Raw genomic sequence first — 26039 nt, 5'->3', positions numbered from 1 at the left:
CGATTAGGCGGCGAACAGGATCAGCATCGAGATGACGAACGCGAAGAGGCCGAGGGCTTCTGCGAGGGCCATGCCGAGGAAGAGGTTGCCCGACTGTTGCGGGGCGGCGGACGGGTTGCGCATCGCGGCGTCGAGGAACGAGCCGAAGATGTTGCCGACGCCGATTGCGGCGCCGATCATGCCGAGCGTGGCGAGGCCAGCGCCGACGTACCGCAGACCTTCGGTGATATTGCCTTCCATGGGAGTCTCCTGTTGGAATCTATGAATTCTGTTGATGTGAGGCCCCTCAAGCGTGTTCCGGAAGAACCGTCAAGGGGCAGGACTTGGTGCGTTTGGACGCACCGGCGGGTTGGTTTCTCCGGTCAGTGCGACGGGTGGATCGCATCCTTGAGGTAAACGCAGGTCAGAAGGGCAAAAACGTACGCCTGCAGGAAGGCGACGAGGAACTCGAGCGCGGTGATCGGGATCAGCAGCACGTAAGGCGCCCAGGCGGCCCAGGCGAAGCCAGCACCGGCCAGCATGACCACGAAGATGGCCAGCAGTTTCAGCATGATGTGGCCGGCCAGCATGTTGGCGAACAGACGCATGCCGAGGGTGATCGGGCGGGCGAGGAAGGAGATGATCTCGATCGGGATCAGGATCGGCATGATGTAGGGCGGGACGCCGTGCGGGGCGAACAGGCCGAAGAAGCCGAGGCCGTTCTTGTAGATGCCGTAGCCGATGACGATCAGGATCACGACGACCGCCAGGGCGCCGGTGACGGCGATATGGCTGGTGGTGGTGAAGGCGTAGGGGAACATGCCGACGACGTTGGCGCCGAGGATGAAGAAGAACAGCGTGAACACGAACGGGAAGAACTTCAGGCCTTCCTCACCGGCGGTCGAGCGCACCATGTCGGCGATGAAGCCGTAGGACAGCTCGCCCAGCGACTGCAGGCGGTTCGGGATCAGGCCGCCGCGCGAGGCCGCGAGGCCTAGGAAGGCCAGCACCAGGCCGGTCGAGACCAGCATCCAGAAGCTCGAGTTGGTGAACGACAGGTTGTACCCGCCGGCCGTCCACTCAAGCAGCGGGAAGATCTTGAACTGGTGAATCGGGTCCGTCGAAATGGTCGGCAGGAAACCGGAAAGGGGAAGGTTCATCAGGTCGTCTCGTCTGTCGATTCGGGCGTTGCGGCCGATTTCTGTGCGTCTTCGGACAGCTGTTTCGCTGCCCGCATGAGGTTGCGGATGCCCGCTGCCATGCCGAACCCCATCATCACGAGCAGGCCCCACGGGGAGGACTTCGCGAAATGGTCGATCAGCAGGCCCAGTCCGACACCCACAAGAACAGCGGCAACAAGTTCGGAGCTGTAGCGCAGGGCCTGGCTCGCGGGCTTGTTGATGCTGTTCTTTCGCTGGCGTTCGGCCCGGCGCGCCTTCTCGTCCCGTTTGGCCTGGGCCTGAGCGATCCGGTCGCCAAGATCCGAGGGATCAGGTCCGGACATTTTCAGGCTCCTGCCAGCGGTCGAGGGACGACGTGCACCACCCCTTGAATTTCGCGCAAACTATGAGCGGCCCCCTGCCAAGTCAACGGCCTATCCGCGCAAAGAGCGCCTTGTTTTTATTCAATTAACTTGGCGCACTGCTGCGCTACTCCGCCGCAACGAGCCGTTCGGCGGCAGCAAGGTCCACCGAAACCAGTTTCGACACGCCTTTTTCACGCATGGTTACCCCGAACAGGCGGTCCATCCGGCTCATGGTGACCGGGTTGTGCGTGATCACGACGAATCGGGTGTCGGTGCGCTGACGCATTTCGTTCAGCATGTTGCAGAACCGGTCGACGTTGGCGTCGTCGAGCGGCGCGTCGACCTCATCCAGCACGCAGATCGGCGCCGGGCGTGACAGGAACACGGCGAAGATCAGGGCCGACGCGGTGAGTGCCTGTTCGCCGCCGGACATCAGGTTCAGCGTGCCGAGCTTCTTGCCGGGCGGCTGGGCGAAGATTTCCAGGCCGGCATTCAGCGGGTCTTCTGCATCGACGAGGCGCAGCTCCGCCTTGCCGCCACCGAACAGGGCGATGAACAGCGCCTTGAAGTGCTCGTTGACCGCATCGAACGCCTCGACGAGGCGCTGGCGACCTTCAACGTTCAGCGCCTCGACGCCCTCGCGCAGTTTGGCAATTGCAGCGACGAGGTCGTCGCGCTCAGCGATCTGGGTGCCGAGGCGCGATTCGAGTTCCTCGGCCTCTTCTTCGGCATTCATGTTCACGCCGCCAAGCTGGTCGCGTTCTCGGCGCAGGCCGTCGAGCCGTGCTTCGGCCTCGCGCGGCGTGAAGGCACCCATGGCGTCTTCGTCAAGGCCGGCTTCGGCAATCGCCAGCAGGCCCTCAGGCGTGCGCTGGAACGCATTGCGGGCGTGTTCGATACAGTCGGCGAGGCGGGCTTCGGCCGTTTCCAGCTTCACCGCCCAGCCGGCCAGCTGCTCGCGCGCTTCGGCGGCCGCAGTCGCAGCGCGGCGGGCGGCCGCATCGGCTTCACGGATCGCGGCTTCCTTGACGGCGAGTGCGTCGCCGGCCGCCTTGCGCTCGGCTTCCAGCTGCTCGGTCTCGCTGCCAAGGCCGTCGATCTCGGCGCGCAGGGCCTCAGGCCGCTCGCGCGAGGCATGCACCGAGGCGGCGACATCTGCCTGGCGCTCCGTCACCTGCGCGAGGCGTTCGTCAGCCGAGGCGAGGCGCGCGGTCCAGGCTTCGACGTCGCGGGTCAGCGCCGCGCGGCGGGCCGCTGCCTGTTCGCGTCCGCGCAGCAGGTCGGCCAGCTGGCCGCGGGTTTCGGTCTCGGCGGCGCGGGCCGCTGTCAGTGTCTCGCGCGCCGCAGCGAGCGCCGCCTCGAGCGCTGCATCTTCCTCGCTGCCGCCGCCGGGGGTCGCCAGCGCGAGCAATTCCGCGATGGCAGACAAGTCCGTCTCGGCCCGGGCGAGCGCTTCGGTGCCGGCTTCGCGCTTCATCACTGTGCGCTCGTTTGCCTGCGTCGCCTCGATGGCGGCGGCGCGTGCGTCGGTCAGCGTGCGCTGCGCCGGGGCGATGAACTGGCGCAGGTGGCGCAGGTTTTCTTCCGCTGCGAGGCGAGCAGTGCGAGCAGCTTCGAGATGCGCGGCGAGTTCTTCGCGCTCCGACTGGCGGGCTGCGAGATCGGCCTGCGCTGCCTCAAGCCGCGCTTTCTGTTCGAGGCGCGCTGCGGCGCTGACCGGGGCGTCCGGCGTGCGGATGAAGCCGTCCCAGCGCCACAGATGCCCCTCGCGCGACACGAGGCGCTGGCCTGGGCTGAGATGCGTGAACAGGCGCGCGCCGTCCGCCGGTGTGACGAGGCCGCATTGCGAGAGGCGCGCGGCCAGTTCGCCGGGGGCGTCAACGTAAGCCGTCAGCGGCTCGGCGCCGTCGGGTAGTGCCTGCTGGGTGATGTGGGCGCCGCTCCAGAAGAGGGCCGCAGTGCGGTCGGTCGGCGCTTCGATATCGTCGCCGAGCGCAGCTGCGACTGCCTTCTCGAAGCCCTCGCGCGTTTTCAAACGGTCAAGCACGGGCGGCGCCGATGCGGGATCGGCGCGGCGCATGAGGCGTGAAAGGCCGGCGATCTCGGCTTCGAGGGCGCGCACGGCATGGTTCGCCGCATCAAACGGTGGCTGCGCTTCACCTTCGGCTACGCGGTGGCGGGCGAGGTCGGCTTCGGCCAGTTCGACAGCCCGTTCGGCGTCGCCCAGCGCAATCTCGGCTTCGGCTTCGGCGTTCTTCGCCTGGCGCAGACGGAGCAGGTTGATGCCGGCGTCTTCAAGGCCTGTCATCTCCTCTTTGAGGCGGGCAATATCCGCCGTCAGCTGTTCCTTGCGGCGCGACTGGGCAGCGGCAGTCTCTTCGGCTGCGCGGCGACGCGCGCGCAGTTCGGAGAGGCGCTGCTGGGCGTCATCGGCGGCGCGCTCGGTGCTGGCGAGATGGGCGCGGGCGGCGTCGAGCGCGGCCTGCGCTTCGGCCTCGAGGCGCGCGCCAAGGGCGGCGTCTTCCTGCGGCAGCGCGGCGAGTTCCTCGCGGGCCTGTTCCAGCGCGGCCGCCGCTTCTTCCCGCGCGGTGCTTTCGCGTGCGAAGTCCGATTCGAGGCGCAGCGCTTCCGATTCAAGGCGGCCGTGCGTTTCCGATGCGATGCGGCGTTCGGTTTCCAGCTTGGCGAGCGTGATGCGCGCCGAGCCGAGGCGGGCAGCGGCCTGCATCTCCGCATCGCGCAGCGGCGCGAGGCCTTCGCCTGCTTCGATCCGCTCGCGCTCGCGCATCGCGTCCTCGCGCGTCAGCTCCTCGACCTGGCGTTTCAGCGTGTCGAGCTGCGTGCGGGCAAGCTCGGTCGCCTGGCGGGCCTCGACCCAGCGCAGGTGGGCGACGAGGGCGTCGAGCGCCTGGATCTCGGCGGAAATCTTGCGGTAGCGGCGTGCCTTGCCGGCCTGGCGCTTGAGGGCGGTCAGCTGGCGCTCGACCTCGGCCGACACTTCCGCGAGGCGCTGCAGGTTCGCTTCGGCGCCGTCGAGCTTCAGTTCGGCTTCGTGCCGGCGGCTGTTGAGGCCCGCGATGCCGGCGGCTTCCTCGAGGATGCGGCGGCGGTTCTGGGGCTTCGAGCCGATCAGCTCGGAAATCTGTCCTTGCCGGACGAGGGCGGGGGAGTTGGCGCCGGTGGAGGCATCCGCGAACAGCAGCTGGATGTCCTTGCCGCGCACCGTGCGGCCGTTGATCCGGTAGCTGGACCCTGCGCCGCGTTTCAGCTTGCGCTCGATCTCCAGCAGGTCTGCGCCGTTGAATTCCGGCGGCGCGGTGCGCTGCTTGTTGTCGAGCACAAGGATGACTTCAGCGGTCTCGCGGGCCGGGCGGCCGTCGGCGCCGTTGAAGATGAGATCGTCCATCTCGCCGCCGCGCATGGCCTTGGCGGAGTTGGCGCCCATCGCCCAGCGGAGCGCTTCCAGAAGGTTCGACTTGCCACAGCCGTTCGGGCCTACGATGCCGGTGAGGCCCGGCTCGATGGGAACAGTCTGCGGGTCGACGAACGACTTGAAGCCGGCGATGCGGAGTTCAGTGATCTGCATGCCGGCGCCTCATGGACTATTGCGCGCCCTTCGCGGCGAGCGCAGCGTCGATCTGCTTCGAGAAGCCGTCCACCGTGCGGAAATCGCTTTCGAAGATGCGCACCTTGCCATCCAGCACGAATGTCGGCGTGCTGTTGACGCCGTGGGCTTCGGCCGCCGCGTACACGTCGGCGAGCTGGTCGCGGTATTTGGGGTTTTTCATGCAGGCATCGAACGCTTCGTCGGTCTCGATGCCGTGGCGTTTGCCGACTTCCTTCAGCATGCCGCCGAGCGCGCCGACGTTTGCGGCCTGGACGATGCCGTCCTGGTTGTCGAAAAGGTCGTCGATGACGTCGAAATACTTGTCCTCGCCCGCACACAGCGCCACCACATAGGCCGCCACATCGGCTTGGCCGTGAATCGGGTATTCGCGGTAGATGAACTTCACCTTGCCGGTCGCGACGTATTTCTCCTTCAGCTCGGGAAGGATCTCGTCATGGAAATACTTGCAGGCCGGGCAGGTCGGCGAGGCGTATTCGATCAGCGTGATCGGCGCGTTTGCGTCACCGACGACGTGTCCGAGCTCGCCCGAGACATTGGCCGCAGGTTTGCCGCCGTTGCCGGAAGCGGTGCTGGTGCCGTCGCCATTGGCTGCACCGCAGGCAACGACTGCCAGTACGGGAAGAGCCAACAGGGCCAAACGCCGGGAAAAAGATGCCATGGTCATGAGCCTCGCGTTAAGGAATGAGTCGCACCGGTTGCCAAATGGTTAAGGAATCTGGCCCGGCTGTTTACGGGTCCGCCGATAGCACAGCCTTGCCCAAGGCAACAATTGCCGCGCGCAGGCGCGGATTCTCGACCGCCTGGGCATGGGTTTCGACCGTCCGGGCCTCGTCCGGCGTCAGGGGGCGGGTTTTGCGGCGGTAGGTGACGGTTTCGGCGCCGCGCTGGATTGGCCCCTGCACGATGCGGATGGCGGTAATATCGCCGCCCGCCGCAATGGAAACGCGCTGGCGCAGGGTTTCGGACTGGTGCTGGATGATGGGGGCGGCCTGCGGCACGACCCGCAGGGTGAGGGTCCGGCCGTCCTTGGTGGCGCTGATCTTTTCCGGGTGCGAGTAGCGGTAAAGCTGCTCGCCCGCGATCTCCAGCCAGCGGGCCTGCAGCAGCTTCAGCGGCGGCAGTTTCGCGGTGCCGGCCTTGCGCCCGACCCGGTCCGCCGACATGCCGAGCGGCTTCATCGGCGGCTTCAGCGCACGGGCCCGCGAATAGCGCAGCTTGACCAGCGCGCGGGCCTCTTCCAGCGGATCGAGGGTTGATCTTGAGACCATGATCGCAAATCTGCACGGCTTCTGCGGCGAGGAAAAGGCATGGCACGCAAAAGTGAGGCTGGACTCGCCGGTCTGGCGCCGAAGCTGCTCGCCTGGTTCGACCGGTCGGCCCGCAGCCTGCCGTGGCGCACGCCGCGCGGCGTTCCCCGCGATCCCTACAAGGTCTGGCTCGCCGAGATCATGCTGCAGCAGACGACCGTGCCGCATGCCGCGCCGTATTATGACAAGTTCACCCGCCGATGGCCGACGGTGGAGGCGCTGGCCGCTGCGCCGGATGACGAGGTGATGCAGGCCTGGGCCGGGCTCGGCTACTATGCGCGGGCCCGCAACCTGTTGAAGTGTGCGCGCGAGGTCAGCCGTCTGGGCGGCTTTCCGGAAACCGAAGCTGGCCTGCGCACGCTGCCCGGCGTCGGTCCGTACACGGCGGGTGCGATCGCGGCGCTGGCCTTCGGCGAGCGTACACCGGCGGTGGACGGCAATGCGGAGAGGGTGTTCGCGCGCCTGCTGGCAATGACGGGCGACTGGGCAGCCGAAAAGAAGCGCATCGGCGCCCTGGCCCGTAGGCTGGTGCCCGCCGACCGGCCGGGCGATTTTGCCGAAGCGCTGATGGACCTCGGCGCAACGATCTGCACGCCAAAGGCGCCGAACTGCGCCGCTTGTCCGCTCGCCGGGCTTTGCGCCGCGCGGGCCGAAGGCCGCCCTGAGCGCTATCCCGTAAAGCCGGAAAAGGCGAAGCGCCCTGTGCGGTATGGCACCGCCTATGTGCTGCGCCGGAAGCGCAAGGTCTGGCTCGTGCGGCGGCCGCCTGAGGGCTTGCTCGGCGGCATGCTGGCGCTGCCGTCATCAGACTGGCGCGAGACGGCCGCCCCCGCCGAGGCGCCTGTGGTCGCGAGCTGGACAAGAATCGGCGAGGTGCGCCACGTGTTCACGCATTTCAGCCTCACTCTGGAGGTGATGGCCGCCGATGCTCATTCGGAGGACTTGCCGGAAGGCTTTTGGGCGCTGGAAGGCGATCTCGCCGGCCTGCCATCAGTGTTCAGCAAGGCGGCCGCGCTTGCCGGATTCAGCGTCCGGAAAACGCGTTGAGCTGGACAAAGGCCGCCATGTTGATCGCAACGCTCATCCAGAACAGCGTGCGGAAGGCGACCTTCTGCGTCTTGTGACGATAGATTTCCTGCGCCGCGATGCCGCCCGGCCAGCCGCCGACAAGGCCGATCATCAGGAGGATGGTTTCGGACACCCGCCACTGCTTCAGGTTGGCGGCGCGCTTGTCGAACGCATAGCCGGCGAAACACGCGACGCTGGCCACGCCGTAGATGACGATCCAGAGCGGCGATACCGGCTTCACCGAATTCACCGCGACGACGATGAACAGGAACGCCGGAATCACCAGCAGGCGCGGCCCGCGCTGGATGACCTGCGACCAGATGCTGGGGCGCGGGCGCGCGGCAACAATGGTGCGCACGCGCTTCGCCTTGGGCCGGCCATCCTTGCCGACCTGGACCTCGAATTCGTATTCGTGGCCGACCTCGATATGCCGGTCTTCCTTCAGGAAGGCGCTGACGTGCACGAACACGTCGGCGCCGCCGCCGTCCGGGGCAAGGAACCCGAAACCGCGCTCATCACTCCAGCTCACCAGGCGCCCCCGCGTCAGCGGTGCTGAAGAGGGGGCAGGGCCGGTCATGCCGGGTCTTCCTGTGCGACCGAAGCCGCCAGCGAGGCAGACAGGAAACGGTCGATGTCGCCGTCAAGCACGCCGCCGGTGTCGGACGTCTCGACATCGGTGCGAAGGTCCTTGACCATCTGGTAGGGCTGCAGGACGTAGGAGCGGATCTGGTGGCCGAAGCCGATCGCGCTCTTGTCCGCATACTGAGCATCGGCGACCGACTTGCGTTTCTGCAACTCCAGTTCGTAGAGCTTCGAGCGCAACATGCGCCAGGCCTCGTCACGGTTCTGGTGCTGCGAGCGTCCGTTCTGGCATTGCACGACGGTATTCGTCGGGATGTGCGTGAGGCGCACGGCCGAGTCTGTCCGGTTGACGTGCTGGCCGCCGGCGCCGGAGGCGCGATAGGTATCGGTGCGCACATCCGACGGGTTGATCTCGATGTCGATCTTGTCGTCGATCACCGGTGTCACGCTGACCGACGAGAACGAGGTGTGCCGCCGCGCCGATGAATCGTAGGGCGAAATTCGCACCAGCCGGTGCACGCCGGTTTCCGACTTCAGCCAGCCATAGGCGTTCTCGCCCTTGATCTGGATAGTCGCAGACTTGATGCCCGCTTCCTCGCCTTCGCGCTCGTCGAGTTCCTCGACCTGGTAGCCGTGCTGGTCGGCCCAACGCACATACATGCGGCGCAGGATCGAGGCCCAGTCCTGGCTCTCGGTGCCGCCTTCGCCGGCGTTGATCTGCACATAGCAGTCATTGCCATCGGCTTCGCCCGAGAGAAGGGCGGCAAGTTCAGCCTTCTGCGCGCGCTCGGCCGAACGGGCGAGGGTGGCCTGCAGGTCGGCGAGCATGCCGGCGTCGCCCTCAGCGAGTTCCATCAGTTCCGGCGCGTCGGCGATGTCCTTGTCGAGCGCTTCGACCATCGCGATGCCGTCCGCCAGTTTCTGGCGTTCGCGCATCAGCTTCTGGGCTTCCTGCGGGTCGTTCCAGAAATCCGGGCGCTCCGACAGCGCGGTCAGTTCATCGAGGCGTTTTGTGGCTGTATCCCAGTCAAAGACGCCTCCGTAGCAAAGCGGAGGACTTGCGGATCTGGTCAATCAGCGAGCGGATTTCTGCGGACATGAAGGTGCCTCCTCAAGGACTGGGGCAAGGGATTTTGTGGACGGGCTATAGACGCGCCGCCGGGCACGGTCAAAGCGCTGGCTGTAGGTCGTCCGGCGTCAGAAAATGCCGTCGAGGTTCTCGTCAGCCGTGTCGGCGGGGTCGGTGCCGTCGAGGCCTGGGCCTGAGCTTTCGCCCGTGCCGCAGGAGCCGGAGATCGACAGGCAGTCTTCCTGGCCTACGAACACGTTGGTGCCGGGTTCGGTGCCGGGCCGGAACGCCTCGTCGATGGTGCCGGGGCCGCCGCCGGGGGCGGGCGCACCCGACCGGGCATCGATCTTCACGAGCCGGACGCCGGGCGGAATGCGGAACGGCGTCGCCGGTTCCTTCTCCAGTGCCTTTTCCATGAACTCCGTGAAGATCGGCGCAGCAACCGAGCCACCGGCTTCACCTTCGCCAAGCGACCGGTTGTCGTCGAAGCCGATGCGCACGCCGACCACGAGGTCCGGCGAGAAGCCGACGAAGATCGCGTCGCGGTAGTCGTCCGTGGTGCCCGTCTTGCCGGCCAGCGGCTTGCCGACGCGCAGCGCCCGGCGGCCGGTGCCGCGTTCCACGACGCCTTCGAGCATGTGGGTGATCTGGTAGGCGACAATCGGGTCGAGCACCTGGGCGCGCGGATCCGGCAGCACCGGCGGTTCCTCGCCGTTCCAGCTGGCGGACTGGCAGCCTTCGCAGGCGCGCTGGTCGTTGCGGTAAAGTGTGCGGCCGTAGCGGTCCTGCACCCGGTCCAGCATCGTCGGCGTGACCAGCTTGCCGCCGTTCACGAAAGCCGCGTAGCCGCGCACCAGGTTGATCAGTTCGGTGTCGCCGGCGCCCAGCGACATGGCGGCATAGGGCGGCAGCTTCTTGTAGACGCCCACCCGTTCGGCGAGGTCGGACACCGCTTCCATGCCGATGTCCTGCGCGACGCGCGCCGTCACCTGGTTCAGCGACTTCTCGAGCGCCACACGCAGGGTGACCATGCCGTAGGACTGGCCGGCGGTGTAGTTCTTCGGCGCCCAGTATTTCTGGGTCGACACGTCATACGACACGAACGGCGCATCCAGCATACGGCTGGCCGGCGTGTAGCCCTTTTCGAGGGCGGCCGCGTAAACGAACGCCTTGAAGCTGGAACCCGGCTGGCGCTTGGCCTGCGTCACTCGGTTGAAGCTGGATTTGAAGAAGGAATAGCCGCCCTGCATCGCGAGGATGCGGCCTGTGTGCGGGTCCAGCGCGACGAGCGCGCCGTCGACTTCCGGAACCTGGCGCAGCGTCGCGTTGCCGACCGGCACTTCCACCGGCTCGGCCGGCGGGGTCGCGATCGGCTTGCCGTCCGGATCGAGTTCGGGGTCTTCCACCGGGGTCGCTGCTTCACCGTCGGTGCGCGATTCCCGCTTGAATTCTGCAAGGATGACATGGCCCACTTGCAGTCCGGGCTTGCCCTTTTCCGGCTTGTAGGTCTGCGCCCATTTCACGTCATCGCCGGTCAGCTTGATGGTGGCGCCATCCTTAAGCAGCAGCTCGGCAGCGTTCGTCCCGACCTTGGTGACCAGTGCCGGCTCCCAGGTGCCATAGCCGCCCGGCAGCTTGATCTCCTTGAGCGCGTCGGCGGCCGCCTCGTCGACCGGCAGCGTGGCCAGCGGGCCGCGCCAGCCATGGCGGCGGTCATAGGCGATCAGGCCGTTCTGGAGCGCGGCCTGCGCCGCTAGCTGCAGGCGCGTGTCGATGGTCGAGCGGATCGACAGGCCACCCTGTTCGAGCGTGTCTTCGCCATAGGTCTTGATCAGGTCCTGGCGCAGTTCCTGGACGAAATAGGTCGTAGCGGCGTATTCCGGGCCGCGCAGACGCCGGGTAGTCGTCAGCGGCTGTGCCTTGGCTTCTTCGGCTTCTTCCTTGGTGATGTAGCCATCCTCGACCATCCGGCCGAGCACGTAGTTGCGGCGCTTCATCAGGCGTTCGGGGTTGGTGTACGGGTTCACCGCCGACGGCAGCTGGGCCAGCGAGGCGAGGATCGCGGATTCGGAAAGATCGAGCTCCGACAGCGACTTGTTGAAATAATTCAGCGCCGCCGAGGCAACGCCGTAGGATTGGCCGCCGAGATAGATTTCATTGAGGTAGAGTTCGAGGATCTGGCCCTTAGTGAACTCTTTTTCCATGCGCTGGGCGACGATCGCTTCCTTGGCCTTGCGCTCCAGTTTCTGGTCGCGCGTCAGCAGCATGTTCTTGGCCACCTGCTGGGTGATGGTCGAGCCGCCCTGCATGCCGCCGTCGCCGGTCAGCTTGTTCTTCGCCGTGGTGACGGCGCCGCGCGTGATGCCGACATAGTCGAGGCCGTCATGGGTGAAGAAGTTCTTGTCTTCGGCTGAGACGAACGCCTGCACCACATGCTCCGGGATCGACTCGTAAGGCACGAACACCCGGTGCTGGTCCGCGAACTCGGCGATCAGCGTGCCGTCGCCGGCGTGCACCCGCGAGGTAATCGGCGGCTCGTACTGTTTCAGCTTGGCAATCGACGGCACGTCGCGGCCGAGCGCGGCGAAGTAGCCCCACACCACGATCAGGGCGATCACGCCCAGTACGAACAGGGCGATAGCGGCGCGGCGGGCCCACTTGATGTGCGTCGAATACTTGTCGAGCGTCATGCGGAAAGACGGAGGAGGAGAGTCAGTCATCAACGAAACCTGTGGGGTGATTCGACCGCCGGAAGCCATGAGCACCCGCACGAGCGGGCCGAGCGGACCGGGTCGCATGGGTTTCCGGCGATACTATGGCGCGGCTGGGGCGCATGAAAGAGTCCGGTGTCAGATGTCCCTGCGTTCGACTTCCAGGTCTTCGAGCGAAATCTCCGGCAGGGGGCGCTTCTCCGGCTTCGGCGCCGTCAGCCCGTCCTTGAGTTTGACAAGGATTTCATCCCGCTCGCCGTTCGGCGGGTAGTTTTCGAGCGCCTTCTGCCAAGCCGCCCGGGCGTCTTCCTTGCGGTCCTGGTACCAGTAGATGTCGCCGAGGTGGTTCTCGATTTCCCAGTGGCTCTGGGGCGCCAGCTCCTCGCGGGCGCTCTCGATCAGGCCCTGTGCCCGGTCGAGGTCACCCAGCTTGAACAGCGACCAGCCGAAGGAGTCGGCGATATAGGGATCGGAATCGGCCAGCAGCAGCGCGCGGGCCAGCACCTTGTAGCCTTCTTCATACTTGTCGGTTCGCGTGATCAGGAAATACCCGAGCGAATTCAGTGTGTAAGGGTCATTCGGGCGGGCGAGGCGCTCGGAGCGCAGAATGACCAGCGCGTCATTCACATGGCCCGCCTGGCCCAGCGCATCGGCCAGCGCCATCCGCCGCTCGTGCGTATCGTCCAGCTGGCGGGCGTCGCGGGCATGGTCCGCCGCTTTCGCCATGTCGCCGAAGTGGAGGTAGACCGAGCTGGCCGCACCATGCGCCGCTGCCTGTTCGGCGGCATTCTCGGCCAGGCTCAGCAGCTCCGGCACGAGGTCGTAAGCCGCCTGCTTGTCGTCCAGCAGGGCACGCAGCTGCAGGGCGCCGTAGAGCGTCGACAGCCGGTCGGTGTCGTCGCTGATCTTCAGGGCCGAGTCGATCGCCTTGCGGGCGGCCGGCTCGTTGCCGCTCATCAGCAGCGCCTGCGCCGCCGAAATCTCCAGCGAGGGCGACGTTTCCGGCGCCGACAGGGCGACATGCGCCGCCCCCGCATACAGGGCCTCTTCGTACAGGGCGTCGATGATCCCGCCGCGGACATTCTCGTTCGCCGGATCGACCAGCAGGATCGACAGGTCGAAAGCGGCGCGCTTCTCGTCAAAGCCGTCGATGCTGCCGCCCATCATCACGGTCTGGATGAACCGCTGTTGCTGCATCGAATAGGACACGTCAGATAGTGCCAGCGCAAAGCCGGTCTGCACGGTCAGCGGCTTGTTGTGCAGGTTCTTGCCGGTCTCGAGGCTGTCGATGGCGGCGGCGTAGCTGGTGGACTGCTCCGGCTCGGCATCGGCCAGCTTCTGGTAGACCAGCTTCGATTCCTCGATCCGCCCCATGCGTTGCAGCAGCAGCGCGTGGCGCACAATCACGGTGCTGATATGGGCGAATACGATGCCCTGAGGATCGAACTCGTGTTCCGGCGCTTCGATATTCGTCGGCGTCAGCGACTCGTAGACCGCCAGCGCTTCCTCGTTGCGGCCCGCCGCTTCCAGCATGGCGGCGAGTGACAGGTCAGCCGTGATGCCTGGCATGCCGCCAGCCACTTCGCGGTGCCGGTTGATCGCGCCTTCAAGGTCGCCTTCCAGCGCCATGAACCAGGCGTCGATCCAGAGATAGAAGCCGGGCTTTTCGAAATCGTCGGCCGCATTTCCGGTCAGGCCCAGATAGGCCCGCGCGCCGGCCATGTCGCCATCGGCCGCCCGGTCAAGCGCCAGGTAGGCGTTGGCAAAGCGGTCCTGCTCGCGCTCTTCCGCGGGCATTGCGGCGAGCAGTGTCAGGTAACCGGCCGTGTCGCCGGCCTTCAGCGCGTCCGTCGTCGAGGCGTACTGCGCCCGCAGTCCGTTCTTCTCGCGCACCGCCGTGGCCAGCGCGGCGGGTGACAGGGGCGTGCTGCCATCCTTTTCCACGAACTCGGCGGGTGCGGCGTTGAAGACCGGCACGTTGGCACAGCCGGTGACTCCCAGAACGAAAGCCAGGGCGAACAGGGACGGTTTCAGGGGCATGGGCGCGGGTGCTCCACCTTGCGGACACGGCAACTCAAGCAGGCCCTTGGGGCGAGGGCAAGGCGTGGATGTGTTCATCGCAGGCGCGCAACTGTGCACGCCTGCGTGATGATCACATGTTCGGATAGGCCGGCCCGCCGCCGCCTTCCGGCACCGTCCAGTTGATGTTCTGGTTCGGATCCTTGATGTCGCACGTCTTGCAGTGGATGCAGTTCTGGGCGTTGATCTGGAACTTCAGGTCCGCGCCTTCGCCCACCCATTCATACACGCCGGCCGGGCAGTAACGGGCCGACGGGCCGGCATAAACGTCGTGTTCGGACGATTTCTGCAGCGCCATGTCCGCTACGATAAGGTGAACCGGCTGGTCTTCGCCGTGGTTCGTGTTGGTGAATGAAACGTTGGTAAGCTTGTCGAAGCTGATCACGCCATCGGGCTTCGGATAGTCGATCGGCTTGAAATACTTCGCCGGCTTCAGCGATTCGGCGTCGGTCTTGGTGTGGTGCAGCGTCGGCAGGAAGCCGAAGCCGACGAGGCAGCGCATCCACATGTCCGGCACGCCGATCATGGCGCCGACCAGGGTGCCGAACTTCGACATCAGCGGCTTCATGTTGCGAACCGGCGAGAGGTCCTTCCAGACCCAGGAGCCGCGCACGGCTTCCGAATAGCTCTCCAGCACATCGCTCTGGCGGCCGGCATGGATCGCCTCAAAGGCGGCCTCGGCGGCGAGCATGCCCGTCTTCATCGCATTGTGCGTGCCCTTGATGCGCGGCAGGTTCACGAACCCGGCCGAACAGCCGATCAGGGCGCCGCCCGGGAAGGCGAGCTGCGGGATGGACTGGATACCGCCCGAGGTGATGGCGCGCGCGCCGTAAGCCACGCGCTTGCCGCCTTTCAGGTAACGCAGCACGTCCGGGTGGTGCTTGTAGCGCTGGAATTCCATGTAGGGCGACAGGTAGGGGTTCTTGTAGTTCAGGTGGACCACGTAGCCGACCGAGACGAAGGCCTCGCCATTGTCGCGGAAGTGGTAGAGGAATCCGCCGCCATCGCCGTTCTTGCCCATGACCGGCCAGCCGAAGGTGTGCTGCACGAGGCCTTCCTGGAAAATCTCCTCCGGCACCGACCAGACTTCCTTCAAGCCAATCCCGAACTTCTGCGGATCGCAATCGTCGCGCAGGCCGAACTTCGCCGTCAGCTCTTTCGTCAGCGAGCCGCGCGCGCCTTCGGCGAACAGCACATACTTGCCGAGCAGCTCCATGCCGGGCTGGTAGTCCGGACCCGGATTGCCTTCCCTGTCGATGCCCATGACACCGGCGACGATCCCTTTCACCACGCCGTTCTCATCGTAGACGACTTCCGAAGCGGCGAATCCCGGGAACACTTCAACGCCCAGCTTCTCGGCTTCCGCGCCGAGCCAGCGGCAGACGTTCGCCAGCGATCCGATGAAGCAGCCATGGTTGCTCATCAGGGGCGGGAAGGGCGCCCAGCCGACTTCTGCCGAGCCGTTCTCGCCGAGCAGCTTGTAGCTGTCGATCTTCACTTCGGTGGACAGCGGGCGGTCGGCGCGCGTGCGCCAGTCGGGCAGGAGTTCGTCGAGCGCCTTGGGGTCGAGCACCAGGCCGGAGAGGATATGGGCGCCGATCTCGCCGCCCTTCTCGATCACCACCACCGACAGGTCTTCACCTGCAGCCGCCGCGATCTGCTTGAACCGGATGGCGGCGGACAGGCCCGCCGGGCCACCCCCGACGATGACCAGGTCGAATTCCATCGACTCGCGTTCGGGGGCCTCGGCCATGGGTCAGCTCCTTGCTTGCGCATTGCGCATATTGTCTATCCGGGTAAGCACTTAACGCCTGTTTCCTCAAGGTCCAGACCGTCCGCAATGCCGACCCCTGCGTCAAGAGAGCCGATTTCCGCGCTCACCGAATGGTGGGCCGACATGGGCGTCAGCGTCGACACGGCGCTGGTGGACGCTTTGTTGAGGTCTGCCCCGTCCCGCGCGGCGGCGGCGCCGGTGGCCGAACCTGCGGCGCCCGCCCCTGTCCGGCGCGGCGCGCGAACGGTGGCTGATTGGGCAAACGAGGCGCGCAGGCAGGCGCGCGCTGCCGCCACGCTCGACGCCCTGGCCGGGGCGATCCGGGCTTTCGATGGCAGCCCGCTGAAAGCGTCCTGCGAACAGGCGGTCGTTTACGACGGTGTGCCGGGCGCCAGCCTGATGGTGATCGGGGAGGGGCCGGGCGGCGAGGAAGACCGGCGAGGGCTTCCCTTCGTGGGCAAGGCCGGCCAGCTGCTAGACAAGATGCTGGCCGCCATAGGCCGGTCGCGAACGGACAATACGTTCATCACCAACGTCAACTACTGGCGCCCGCCAGGCAACCGCAACCCGGACGGCGACGAGCTTGCCGTATGCCGGCCGTTCGTCGACCGGATGATCGAGCTGGTAAAGCCGAAACTGATCATCGCCGCGGGCGGCGTTCCAGCCGTCTCGCTGCTCGCCAGCAGGGACGGCATCATGAAACTGCGCGGCAACGAATATGCGTATTCGACCCCGGACGGCTTCAAGACCGTCATCGTGCCGATCCTGCACCCGGCCTATTTGCTTCGGCGCCCACAAGACAAGTCCCGCGCGTGGCGGGACCTGATGCTCATAGAAAAGCTGCTCTCCGAACAGCGCGACTGACGTCCGACGCTATTCGTCGGGCGTCGCTTCGGCCTTCTCGTCGACCAGCTTGCGTTCACGCTGTTTGCGCTTGTGGAAAGTCTTCTCGATCGCGCCGTCCTTGTCGGCGCCAAGCACCTTCCTGGCAACCTCGAACACTTCTTCCTCTTCTTCCTCGATATGGTGCTCGTAGCGGTGGCGAAGCGTCTTGAAGCGTGTCAGCCAGCCGGATGAGCTGAAGTCCATTTCTTCGAGTTCCTGGATGATGTCGTCGAGTTCCTTGTGCTCGGCCACGGAGTGACGCCCCATCGGCTGGCCGTCTTCCTTCTGCATCAGCGGGCTGTAGAACGACTCTTCTTCGGCGGCGGCATGCGCGCCGACTTCGTAGTAGAATTCGCGCCACAGCTTGCGGCGCGTGTCCGACGCGCCTTCGGTCTCGGCGAGGCGGGCCAGAATGTCCCGGTGGCGGTCATGGTCCTGGCGCAGGGCATCATAGATCGACATGCAATCCTCCATTGTCTTGCCCTCAGAACGCCGCTGCGCCGCTAGAAGTTCCGCTTTGCCCGCCGGCCTGCTAGATGGCGCGGATGCCCGCGCCCCTGACTGTTGTCATTCCCACACTGAACGCCGCCGGCGACTTGCCGCTGTGTCTCGAGAGCCTGCTCCCGGGGCTTGAGGCAGGATTGATCCGCGAAGTGATCATTGCCGATGGCGGCTCCACCGATGCCACCCGCGCCATCGCCGGCGCAACCGGCGCGCGCGTCGTCGACAGCGAGCCCGGCCGTGGCCGCCAGCTTCGTGCCGGCGCCCAAGCGGCCCGGGGCGAATGGCTGCTTTTCCTGCACGCCGACACCGCGCTGTCGCGAGACTGGACGGAACGCGTCGGCGACCATATCGACACGCGCCCGGACAAGGCCGCCGCCTTCCGCCTCAAGTACCGCTCGGACGCGCCCGAAGCGCGCTGGCTGGAATCCCGCGCGAACCGCCGTGCGCGGTGGATGGGTTTGCCCTACGGCGACCAGGGCCTGCTCATCTCGCGCGCGCTCTATGATGCGATCGGCGGCTATGCCGATGTGCCGCTGATGGAAGACGTGATGATCGTGCGCGCCCTCGGCAAGCAACGCCTCGTCATCCTCGATGCGGAAGCGCGCACTTCGGCGGCAAAGTACGAACGCGACGGCTGGCGCAAGCGTGCATGGAAGAATGCCTGGCTGCTCATCCGCTTCCTGACGGGCGCCTCGCCGGACACGCTGGCGAAATCCTACCGCTAGGTTTCGTCCGCCCACCAGGCATCGTCCGCGAAGCGGGCCGCATAATTGTCGATCAGGAATTGCCGGAAGGCGGCATAGTCCGAGAACCCGCACGTATAGGAATCGGTGCGCGCGATGGCATACCTGGCGCGGGTCGCCTCGTCGAAATCATTGCAGCCCGGCATCATGACGTCGAAGCGCGGCAGGCCGTCTTCAGAATCGCCGTTGCGCCGGGCGACAAGATAGGCCCACGCCGCTTCGTCCTGCTCACGCAGTTCCGCTTCCGCCACATAGACCTGCACGCCGCCGGCCATCACCAGCGGCTCGAAGCGCAGCCGCATGTCTTCCTCGTCGCCGTCGTCCGACTTCACGAGATAGCCGTCGCCGTCGATCCGGCCGGTCTGGCAGTCGCCGTCGTCGGGTGAACAGAACACCGCATTCCCGTCACTCAGCAGCACGCCGGTTTCGATATGCGGCGTGCTGGAGAGGTAGCAGGCGGGCAACAGCAGCGCGGCGAGCAGAGGAAGGGCACGGAAGAGGGGCGTCATCACGGGCTGATTTCCTTGCGTTTGCGGTCGGCGTCAGACAGTTTCGTCCGGATTTCCGGCGAAACCAAGGCTCCCTGAACATGCGCCCCGTGACCCTGCTCGTCTATGCGAAACCCCCGCGCATGGGCCTCGCCAAGACGCGGCTCGCGAAAGGCCTCGGCCCGGCGCCAGCGCGCCGGATTGCCACCTTCACGCTCGCGCGCACCCTGCAGGCAGCCCGGGCCAGCGGCTGCGCGGTGACAATATATGTCGCGCCTGACAGGGCAGTGCGCACGCCTGCCGGCTTCGGCGGCTTCGGTCTGGCACCGCAAGGGCCGGGCGGTCTGACCGAGCGGCTGAGCCGCGGCCTGCGCGAGGCGCCGCCGGGGCCGGTCATGTTCATCGGCGCCGACGCGCCGGACCTGACAGCGGGCCACCTGCGCCGGGCCGCCGCCATGCTCCGGCGCCATGATGCGGTGTTCGGCCCCGCGCGCGATGGCGGATTCTGGCTGTTCGGCCTGCACAAGCGGACGGGGCAGGCACCTCCGTTCGACGGGGTGCGCTGGTCGGGCCCTCATGCACTCGCAGACGTCCGCCGGCGCCTGCCGGACCGAGCCCGCGTCGGGCTGCTGGAAGAGCTGATCGACATTGACGAGGCTGCCGACTGGCGGGACTGGACCCGCCGCAAGGGCTGAATTCCCCAAAATTGCAATTCAATGTTCTTGATTTGTTCCTTATGCTGTGGCTTTCATCCGCGCATGAGGACAGGACAGAAACTCAAGGCCACAGGCCGCGTCACGCTGATCGATACGGGCGAAGCCGCCGAGCGGTTCGAGCATCGTGGGCGCGGCGCCATCTCGAACCAGACTGGCCGGTTCGAACGTCAGACGCATGACCCCTTCGACGATGGTTGGGGCACGATCGAGGATGACGCGGCGCCGCTCGAGACCATCCTGATGGACGACACGGCGAAGACCATCATCACCTTCAACAATTCACCGGACATCCATTTCGACCGCTCGATCAATCCCTACCGGGGCTGCGAGCATGGCTGCATCTATTGCTTCGCGCGGCCCACCCATGCCTGGGCGGGGCTCTCCGCAGGGCTCGATTTCGAGAGCCGCCTGTTCCGCAAGGCGAATGCGCCGGACCTGCTGGTCAAGGAATTGTCGCGGCCCGCCTATATTCCGAAGCCGATTGCGCTCGGTATCAACACGGATGCCTACCAGCCGGTCGAGCGCGCGCAGCGCCTGACCCGGCGCCTGCTCGAAATCCTGTCGGCGCACGACCATCCCGTCAGCCTGCTGACGAAATCGGCCCTGATCCAGCGCGATATCGACCTGCTGGCCCCGATGGCGGCAAAGGGCATCGCGCGGGTCGGCGTGTCGATCACCACGCTCGACCGCACGCTGGCGCGCAAGATGGAGCCGCGCGCCGCGACGCCGCAGCGCCGGCTGGAGACGGTGAAAGCCCTTTCCGACGCCGGCATCCCGGTATCAGTGATGACCGCGCCGATCATCCCGGGGCTGACCGATCACGAGATCGAGGCCCTGCTCGAAGCCTCGGCGCTGCACGGGGCCACCGGCGCCGGCTATGTAGTGCTGCGCCTGCCATTCGAAATAAAGGACCTGTTCCATGAATGGCTGGTGCAGCATGTGCCGGACCGGGCCGCGCGGGTGATCAACCTGATCCGCGAGATGCGCGGCGGCAAGGATTACGATCCGCGCTGGTTCGAGCGGGGGCGGGGGCGCGGGCCGATGGCAGACCTGATTGCGCAGCGCTTCCAGAAGGCCGCCGCCCGGTTTGGCCTCAGCGGCCAGCGCCCGCAATTGCGCACCGACCTCTTCCGCCCGCGCGAGACGCCGGATGGCCAGTTCCTGCTCGGACTGTAAACGCTGCATCAGTCTGCGCGGCGGCGGGTAACCTTTCGTTCGCTTTTCCGTAACGCCGTAGTAACCGGCGCAACCCAGAGATTCCCGCTCATGTAGATTTCAGCGGGGCTCCCGGAATGACCATCCAGAAGAACACGATTGCGCAAGGCGACTGTATCGAGCTGCTGTCGCGCATTCCCGACAAGTCGGTTGATCTCGTGTTCGCGGACCCGCCCTACAACCTGCAGCTCGGCGGCGGGCTGACCCGCCCGGACCAGTCGGTCGTCGACGGCGTTGATGACGAATGGGACAAGTTCGCCAGCTTTGACGATTATGATCTGTTCACGCATCAATGGCTGGAACAGTGCCAGCGCGTGCTGAAGGATGACGGCGCCATCTGGGTGATCGGCTCCTATCACAACATCTTCCGCGTCGGCACGGCGCTGCAGGACCAGGGATTCTGGATCCAGAACGACGTGATCTGGCTGAAGACCAACCCGATGCCGAACTTCAAGGGCACGCGCTTCCAGAACGCTCACGAGACGCTGATCTGGGCCGGCAAGAACCGCGACGCGCGCGTGACCTTCAACTATGACGCGCTGAAGACCTTCAACGAAGACAAGCAGATGCGCTCCGACTGGGTGATCCCGCTGTGCACCGGCGGTGAGCGTCTGAAGGACGAGGCCGGCCGCAAGGCACACCCGACCCAGAAACCGGAATCGCTGCTTCACCGCGTGCTGCTGGCCACCACCAATCCGGGCGACCTGGTGCTCGACCCGTTCTCCGGCACCGGCACGACCGCCGCCGCCGCCAAGCGCCTTGGCCGCAACTATATCGGGCTGGAGCGCGACGAAACCTATGTGCGCCTGTCGCGCAGCCGCCTCAAATCCATCCAGCCGATGGATGTCGAGGACCTCGAGACCGAGCGCAGCAAGAAGTCTCTGGCGCGCGTGCCGTTCGGCGCGCTGATCGAGACCGGCTGGCTGAAACCCGGCGACCGCCTGTTCAGCCCGCAGCGCCGCCACCAGGCCCGCATCCGGGTCGACGGTTCGCTCACCACGGGCGCAATCTCTGGCTCGATCCACCGTCTCGGTGCGCACGTCCAGCAGGCGCCCGCCTGCAACGGCTGGACGTATTGGCACTACGAGACCGACAAGCGCGATCTCGCCCCGATCGACCTGCTGCGCCGCCGCTACCGCGACGAGATGGGCCTCAACTAGGGTTCATCCGTAGGCGGTCAGCACTTCGTCGACCGCCTTCTCCAGGTCCTTCAGCGTCGCGACGTGACTCATCTGTGCACAGAAGGGTTCGTAGCGCGGGATGACGCTGTCGCCGGTGCCCCAGAGCGCCCGGCCTTCCGGGTTCAGCCAGATGATCCGCTTGGCGCGGCCCGCGAAGCCCCGGAACAGGTCGAGGCGCGGATCGCCATAGTTCGAGCGGCCATCGCCGAGGATGATGATGGTGCTGCGCCGGTCTATCTTGCTCTCGTGGTCCAGCTTGAAGTCCGAGAAAGCCTGGCCATAGCTCGTCGAGCCCAGGCCCACTTCGCGAAGGATCTTCTTGATCGCCGCGTCGAATTCCATCGTCTCGAGGATGTCGTCAACGCATTGCAGCCGGTAGGAAAACGCGAAGGCGTGCAGATCCGGAATGGCTTCCTTCATCGAATAGAGCAGCAGCAGCAGGAAGCGCACATAGGCCGCCACCGATCCCGATACGTCGCAGATGACGAGGATCTTTGGCCGGTCCTTCTTCTTCTGCCGCCAGATCACATTGAACGGAATCCCGTCGACACCCGCGTTCGCCCGCATCGTCCTGCGCACATCCAGCAGGCCGCGCTGGGTCACCTTCCGGCGCCGCGAATGCTTCACGGCGAGCCGCTTCGCCACCTTCGCGATCAGCTGCTTCATGCGCGCCATGTCGCTCGCCTCGATGGCCGACAGGCGCTTGGTGGCGGCGACATCATCGCGGAATCGTTCGGTTTCGGCGGCGCCGAAAATATTGAAGGCGCGCTCGGCGCGTTCCCGCGCTGCCATCGTCAGTGTGCGGCGCACGTCGATCAGGCGCTGCGCTTCGGCGTCGGCATCCGGTGTGCGCCCTTGGAGCGCTTCCAGAAGACGAGCCTGCAACGCCTCGCCGCCCATCGCGCGCACCATCGACTGGGCGAAATACGCCACCTGCGTCGAGAAGCGGATGTCGTTGAGGCCGGCCGCTTCTGCCGCGCGCTCCACGGCGGTGGCGAGTGCCTGTTCGTTGCCGGGCTGGGTCAGCGCCGAGAGACGCTCGGCGGCATCGGCCGGGTCTTCGTTCGCGTTGCTGGTGTCATCCTGCGCCGCTTCGGGCGGGGCACCGGCGGGGGCGGCCGAGAAGTAGAGATCAAACAATCGGTCGTGGATCGACTTCTCGGCTTCCGACTTTGCCAGCACGCAAGCGAGCGAATCCTTCATGAGGCCGCGGTCGCCATAGCCGATCATAGCCACGGTCCGGGCCGCGTCCAGCGCTTCACCGGTCGAGACCCGCACATCGGCAGACCTCAGGGCACGGATGAAGTTGGAGATCTGCTTTTCCATCGGCGAGCGGGGCGCCTTCAGTCCATGTCCGGATAACCGGAGGCAAGCCGGCCCCGGGCGTCCGGCCCGGTCGCCTCGCGCACCATCTTGGGGATGGCCGGCGTGATCACCGCAATGTCGCTCTCATGCTTCAGCAGCACGTTCAGCGTATCGCGCACGAAGGCCTCGTCCAGCGTGTTGGCGTGCAGCAGCAGCAATGTGCGGGCCCAGTCGACGCTCTCGGCAATGGAGGGGCGCTTCTTGATGTCGGTCTCGCGCACTGACTGGACGAAACGCACCAGCTGATTGAGCAGCGTATCGGAAATGCCGTCCACCCGCGCACGCACGATGCGCTGTTCGCGCTCATGGTCGGGGAAGCCGATATGCAGGTGAAGGCAGCGGCGCTTCAAGGCGTCGCCAAGTTCACGCACATTGTTGGACGTGAGGATCACCAGCGGCGGCACGTTCGCCCGGATCGTGCCGATCTCCGGCACGGTCACCTGATAGTCCGACAGCACTTCCAGCAGGAAGGCCTCGAACGCCTCGTCCGACTTGTCGATCTCGTCTATCAGCAGCACCGAGCCCTTGTCCTGCTGCATCGCGTGGAGCAGCGGCCGGGCCTCGAGGAATTGCGGCGAGAAGAACAGGTCTTCGAATCCAGACAGCTTGCCGAGCGAATCCGCCAGCGTTTCGGCGCTGCCGAGCAGCTCGTTGAGCTTCTCTTTCAGGATCTGCGTGTAGAGCAGCTGCTTGCCGTATTTCCACTCGTACAGCGCCTTGCCCTCATCGAGGCCTTCATAGCACTGCAGGCGGATCAGGTTGAGGTTCATCCACTTCGCCAGCGACGCGGCGAGATCGGTCTTGCCGACGCCCGCCGGGCCTTCGATCAGGATCGGCTTGCGCAGGCCGTGGGCGAGGAAGACCGCCGTCGAGATCTGCGCCGTGGAGATATAGCCCGCCGTGCCGAGCCCTGCGGTGATCGCCTCGATGGAGGTCAGCGGCTCGTAGCCAGTTTTCTTGTCTTTCGCCATGAAATCAGGGGTAGGGGCCGCCCGGCGTGTAGGCAAGGCGTGACGCGGGGAAAGGGCGCGGCTAGGAGGACTGCGACATGCCCATCGCCCGGATTCTCTTCACGATGCCGTTGCCGGAACCGTTCGACTATACGGTGCCCGAAGGCATGGTGCTGGCGCCCGGCAGCTATGTCGCCGCCCCGGTCGGCCCCTATGACCGGCTCGGCATGGTGGTCGAGGTGCTGGACGACCGGCCCGGCTCGAACCGCAAGCTGAAGGAGGTCAGCGCCGTCTACGACGTGCCGCCGATGACTGGCCCGATGCGCGAGTTCCTCGCCTGGACGACGCGCTACACGGTCAGCCATCCGGGCACGATCCTGTCGATGGCGATGCGGGCGCGCGATGCGATGCTGCCCTCGCCGACCGAGGTGCGCTACCGCCCGACCGGCCGCGCCGAGGGGCGGATCACCGAGGCACGTGCCCGGGTGCTGGAACAGGCCGGCGTGCTCGGCCTTGCGACGGGCGCCGAGCTGGCAGCGGCGGCGGGCGTCTCGTCCAGCGTCGTCAAGGGGCTGGTCGAGATGGGCGCGCTGGAAGCGGTGGAAGAAGACGTCGACCCGCCATTCCCGCATCCCGATCCGGACCTGCCCGGTGCACAACTGACCGCAGAGCAAGCCGCTGCAGCCGAAGAGTTACGCGAGGGCGTCCGCAAGGGCGGCTTCTCGGCCTACCTGCTGGACGGGGTCACGGGCTCCGGCAAGACGGAAGTTTATTTCGAGGCCATCGCCGAAACACTCCGCAGCGATCCCGAAGCACAGATCCTCGTTCTCTTGCCCGAGATCGCGCTGACGCAGGCGATCCTCTCGCGCTTCGAGGCGCGCTTCGGCACAGCCCCGGCGCCCTGGCATTCCGGCCTGAACCCGAAAGAGCGCCGCCGCACGATGCGTGAGACGATGCACGGGCGCGCGCGCATCGTCATCGGCGCCCGCTCGGCGCTGTTCCTGCCGTTCCGCAAGCTGAAGCTCGTCATCGTCGATGAGGAGCATGACAGCAGTTACAAGCAGGAAGACGGCGTCACCTATCATGCCCGCGACCTCGCCGTGATGCGCGCCAAGCTGGAGGAGGGGATGGTCATCCTCGCCTCGGCAACGCCGGCGCTGGAAACGGTCGTGAACGCCGAAGCCGGCCGCTACATCCGCCTGCGCCTCGCGGCCCGGCCGGGGGCGGCGCGCCTGCCGGACATCGAACTGATCGACCTGAAGAAAGCCCCGCCCGCAAAGGGCAAGTGGTTGTCGCCCCTGCTCGAACTCAGCCTCGCCGAAACGCTGGCGGCGAGGGAACAGTCCCTGCTTTTCCTCAACCGGCGAGGTTATGCTCCTCTGGTGATCTGCAAGGCGTGCGGTGAGCGGCTGAAATCACCCGGCACCGAGAACTGGCTGACCGAGCACCGCTATTCCGGGCGGCTCGTCTGCCACCTGACCGGCTTCTCGATGCCCAAACCGGCAACCTGCCCGAAATGCGGCGCGGCCGATTCGCTGATGGGGGTAGGGCCCGGCGTCGAACGGGTAGCTGAAGAGGTGCGGGTGCTGCTGCCGAATGCCCGGATCGAGATTTTCTCGTCCGATACGGCCCAAGGGGGCGAAGCCACCCGCGGCATCATCGACCGGATGGCGGCCGGCGAGATCGACGTGCTGATCGGCACCCAGATCGTGGCCAAAGGGCACAATTTTCCAAATCTCACGCTTGTCGGGGTGGTTGATGCCGATAGCGGCCTGAAAGGCGGCGACCTGCGGGCAGGCGAGCGCACCTACCAGTTGCTAAGCCAGGTGGCGGGCCGGGCTGGCCGGGCTGAGCGTCCGGGCAAGGCGATCGTGCAGACATACGCCCCGGACAATCCGGCGATGGAAGCCCTGGCCGCCAATGACCGCGACGGCTACCTCGCGGTCGAGCGCGCCGTGCGGGCCGAACTGGACCTGCCGCCGTTCGGACGGCTGGCGGCGGTGATCCTGTCGGCGCCGTCGGCTGAGCTGGTCGACCGGACGGCGCTGGATTTCGCGGCGCTGGCGCCAAATGCCGAAGGAATTGAACTGTTTGGCCCGGCGCCAGCGCCGATCACGGTGCTGCGCGGACGCCATCGGCGGCGATTCCTCGTGAAGAGCCCCCGCACGGTCGATCTGTCGGCCTACATGGCCGCCTGGACCAGCCGCCTCAAACTGCCGTCACAGGTGCGTTTGTCGGTCGATATCGATCCCTATTCCTTCCTGTAATTG

The 26039-nt window shown here is 66.1% G+C and carries 22 protein-coding genes; 7 read left to right on the top strand and 15 right to left on the bottom strand.

Annotated features, from left to right (window positions below; translation table 11 throughout):
• Positions 1–3: 3 nt before the first annotated feature.
• The 6 genes from IPK75_15785 to IPK75_15760 all read right to left on the bottom strand — a co-directional run bounded on the left by IPK75_15785 (position 4) and on the right by IPK75_15760 (position 6400).
• Positions 4–240 carry a F0F1 ATP synthase subunit C gene (locus IPK75_15785; GenBank protein MBK8199811.1) on the bottom strand — a complete coding sequence of 79 codons (237 nt, stop codon included), beginning with the start codon at positions 238–240 and terminating at the stop codon, positions 4–6.
• 122 nt (positions 241–362) lie between these two features.
• Complete coding sequence (locus tag IPK75_15780; protein MBK8199810.1) at positions 363–1139, bottom strand: F0F1 ATP synthase subunit A; 777 nt, start codon at positions 1137–1139, stop codon at positions 363–365.
• On the bottom strand, positions 1139–1483 hold the full coding sequence (locus tag IPK75_15775) for an AtpZ/AtpI family protein (protein MBK8199809.1): 345 nt from the start codon (positions 1481–1483) through the stop codon (positions 1139–1141). Before IPK75_15775 ends, IPK75_15780 begins: the two co-directional genes overlap by 1 nt.
• 145 nt (positions 1484–1628) lie before the next feature.
• A complete protein-coding gene (gene smc, locus IPK75_15770) occupies positions 1629–5090 on the bottom strand; it encodes a chromosome segregation protein SMC (protein ID MBK8199808.1) in 3462 nt (1153 codons plus the stop codon).
• Positions 5091–5106: 16 nt separating this feature from the next.
• Positions 5107–5760: a DsbA family protein gene (locus IPK75_15765; GenBank protein ID MBK8199807.1), complete on the bottom strand. Its 654-nt coding sequence runs from the start codon at positions 5758–5760 to the stop codon at positions 5107–5109.
• A gap of 100 nt (positions 5761–5860) precedes the next feature.
• Entirely contained in the window at positions 5861–6400 is a 540-nt protein-coding gene (locus IPK75_15760; protein ID MBK8199806.1) for a DUF721 domain-containing protein, read from the bottom strand.
• Between the two features lie 39 nt (positions 6401–6439).
• On the opposite strand from IPK75_15760, the gene mutY reads away from it, so the two are divergent.
• Positions 6440–7486, top strand: coding sequence for an A/G-specific adenine glycosylase (mutY, locus tag IPK75_15755; GenBank protein ID MBK8199805.1), 1047 nt, complete (start codon positions 6440–6442; stop codon positions 7484–7486).
• Here mutY and IPK75_15750 read toward each other — a convergent pair.
• The 5 genes from IPK75_15750 to IPK75_15730 all read right to left on the bottom strand — a co-directional run bounded on the left by IPK75_15750 (position 7464) and on the right by IPK75_15730 (position 15701).
• Positions 7464–8084: a DUF1294 domain-containing protein gene (locus IPK75_15750; GenBank protein MBK8199804.1), complete on the bottom strand. Its 621-nt coding sequence runs from the start codon at positions 8082–8084 to the stop codon at positions 7464–7466. The two genes, mutY and IPK75_15750, sit on opposite strands and share 23 nt — an antisense overlap.
• A protein-coding gene (prfB, locus tag IPK75_15745) for a peptide chain release factor 2 (GenBank protein MBK8199803.1) occupies positions 8081–9188 on the bottom strand; the annotation gives its coding sequence in 2 pieces (ribosomal slippage) (positions 8081–9118 and positions 9120–9188; 1107 coding nt in all). Before prfB ends, IPK75_15750 begins: the two co-directional genes overlap by 4 nt.
• A 98-nt stretch (positions 9189–9286) precedes the next feature.
• A complete protein-coding gene (locus IPK75_15740; protein MBK8199802.1) occupies positions 9287–11878 on the bottom strand; it encodes a penicillin-binding protein 1A in 2592 nt (863 codons plus the stop codon).
• A gap of 129 nt (positions 11879–12007) precedes the next feature.
• Positions 12008–13909, bottom strand: coding sequence for a hypothetical protein (locus IPK75_15735; protein ID MBK8199801.1), 1902 nt, complete (start codon positions 13907–13909; stop codon positions 12008–12010).
• 112 nt (positions 13910–14021) lie between these two features.
• A complete protein-coding gene (locus IPK75_15730; protein MBK8199800.1) occupies positions 14022–15701 on the bottom strand; it encodes an electron transfer flavoprotein-ubiquinone oxidoreductase in 1680 nt (559 codons plus the stop codon).
• Positions 15702–15845: 144 nt separating this feature from the next.
• Here IPK75_15730 and IPK75_15725 point away from each other — a divergent pair, with 144 nt between their 5' ends.
• Positions 15846–16586, top strand: coding sequence for a uracil-DNA glycosylase (locus tag IPK75_15725; GenBank protein ID MBK8199799.1), 741 nt, complete (start codon positions 15846–15848; stop codon positions 16584–16586).
• 9 nt (positions 16587–16595) lie between these two features.
• Here IPK75_15725 and IPK75_15720 read toward each other — a convergent pair whose 3' ends face one another.
• Positions 16596–17069: a hemerythrin domain-containing protein gene (locus IPK75_15720; GenBank protein ID MBK8199798.1), complete on the bottom strand. Its 474-nt coding sequence runs from the start codon at positions 17067–17069 to the stop codon at positions 16596–16598.
• Between the two features lie 83 nt (positions 17070–17152).
• On the opposite strand from IPK75_15720, the gene IPK75_15715 reads away from it, so the two are divergent.
• Positions 17153–17836, top strand: a complete 684-nt coding sequence (locus tag IPK75_15715; protein ID MBK8199797.1) for a TIGR04283 family arsenosugar biosynthesis glycosyltransferase — start codon at positions 17153–17155, stop codon at positions 17834–17836.
• Here IPK75_15715 and IPK75_15710 read toward each other — a convergent pair.
• A complete protein-coding gene (locus tag IPK75_15710; protein MBK8199796.1) occupies positions 17833–18366 on the bottom strand; it encodes a hypothetical protein in 534 nt (177 codons plus the stop codon). The genes IPK75_15715 and IPK75_15710 overlap by 4 nt on opposite strands.
• Positions 18367–18443: 77 nt before the next feature.
• Here IPK75_15710 and IPK75_15705 point away from each other — a divergent pair, with 77 nt between their 5' ends.
• The 3 genes from IPK75_15705 to IPK75_15695 all read left to right on the top strand — a co-directional run bounded on the left by IPK75_15705 (position 18444) and on the right by IPK75_15695 (position 21433).
• Positions 18444–19037 carry a glycosyltransferase gene (locus IPK75_15705; protein ID MBK8199795.1) on the top strand — a complete coding sequence of 198 codons (594 nt, stop codon included), beginning with the start codon at positions 18444–18446 and terminating at the stop codon, positions 19035–19037.
• A 63-nt stretch (positions 19038–19100) separates the two neighbouring features.
• Positions 19101–20234, top strand: a complete 1134-nt coding sequence (locus tag IPK75_15700) for a PA0069 family radical SAM protein (GenBank protein MBK8199794.1) — start codon at positions 19101–19103, stop codon at positions 20232–20234.
• Positions 20235–20350: 116 nt separating this feature from the next.
• Positions 20351–21433 (top strand): site-specific DNA-methyltransferase, encoded by a 1083-nt coding sequence (locus IPK75_15695; protein MBK8199793.1) that lies wholly within the window; start codon positions 20351–20353, stop codon positions 21431–21433.
• Between the two features lie 3 nt (positions 21434–21436).
• Here IPK75_15695 and IPK75_15690 read toward each other — a convergent pair whose 3' ends face one another.
• Both IPK75_15690 and IPK75_15685 read right to left on the bottom strand, forming a co-directional pair.
• Positions 21437–22780, bottom strand: coding sequence for a VWA domain-containing protein (locus IPK75_15690; protein MBK8199792.1), 1344 nt, complete (start codon positions 22778–22780; stop codon positions 21437–21439).
• Positions 22781–22797: 17 nt separating this feature from the next.
• Positions 22798–23790: a MoxR family ATPase gene (locus tag IPK75_15685; protein ID MBK8199791.1), complete on the bottom strand. Its 993-nt coding sequence runs from the start codon at positions 23788–23790 to the stop codon at positions 22798–22800.
• 77 nt (positions 23791–23867) lie between these two features.
• Here IPK75_15685 and IPK75_15680 point away from each other — a divergent pair, with 77 nt between their 5' ends.
• A complete protein-coding gene (locus IPK75_15680) occupies positions 23868–26036 on the top strand; it encodes a primosomal protein N' (protein MBK8199790.1) in 2169 nt (722 codons plus the stop codon).
• Positions 26037–26039: the final 3 nt, after the last annotated feature.

The organism is Acidobacteriota bacterium (assembly GCA_016712445.1).
Taxonomy (GTDB): Bacteria; Pseudomonadota; Alphaproteobacteria; order Caulobacterales; family Hyphomonadaceae; genus Hyphomonas.
Note: the sequence above shows the minus strand (reverse complement) of the source record. Positions and strands in the feature narration are given on the sequence as shown.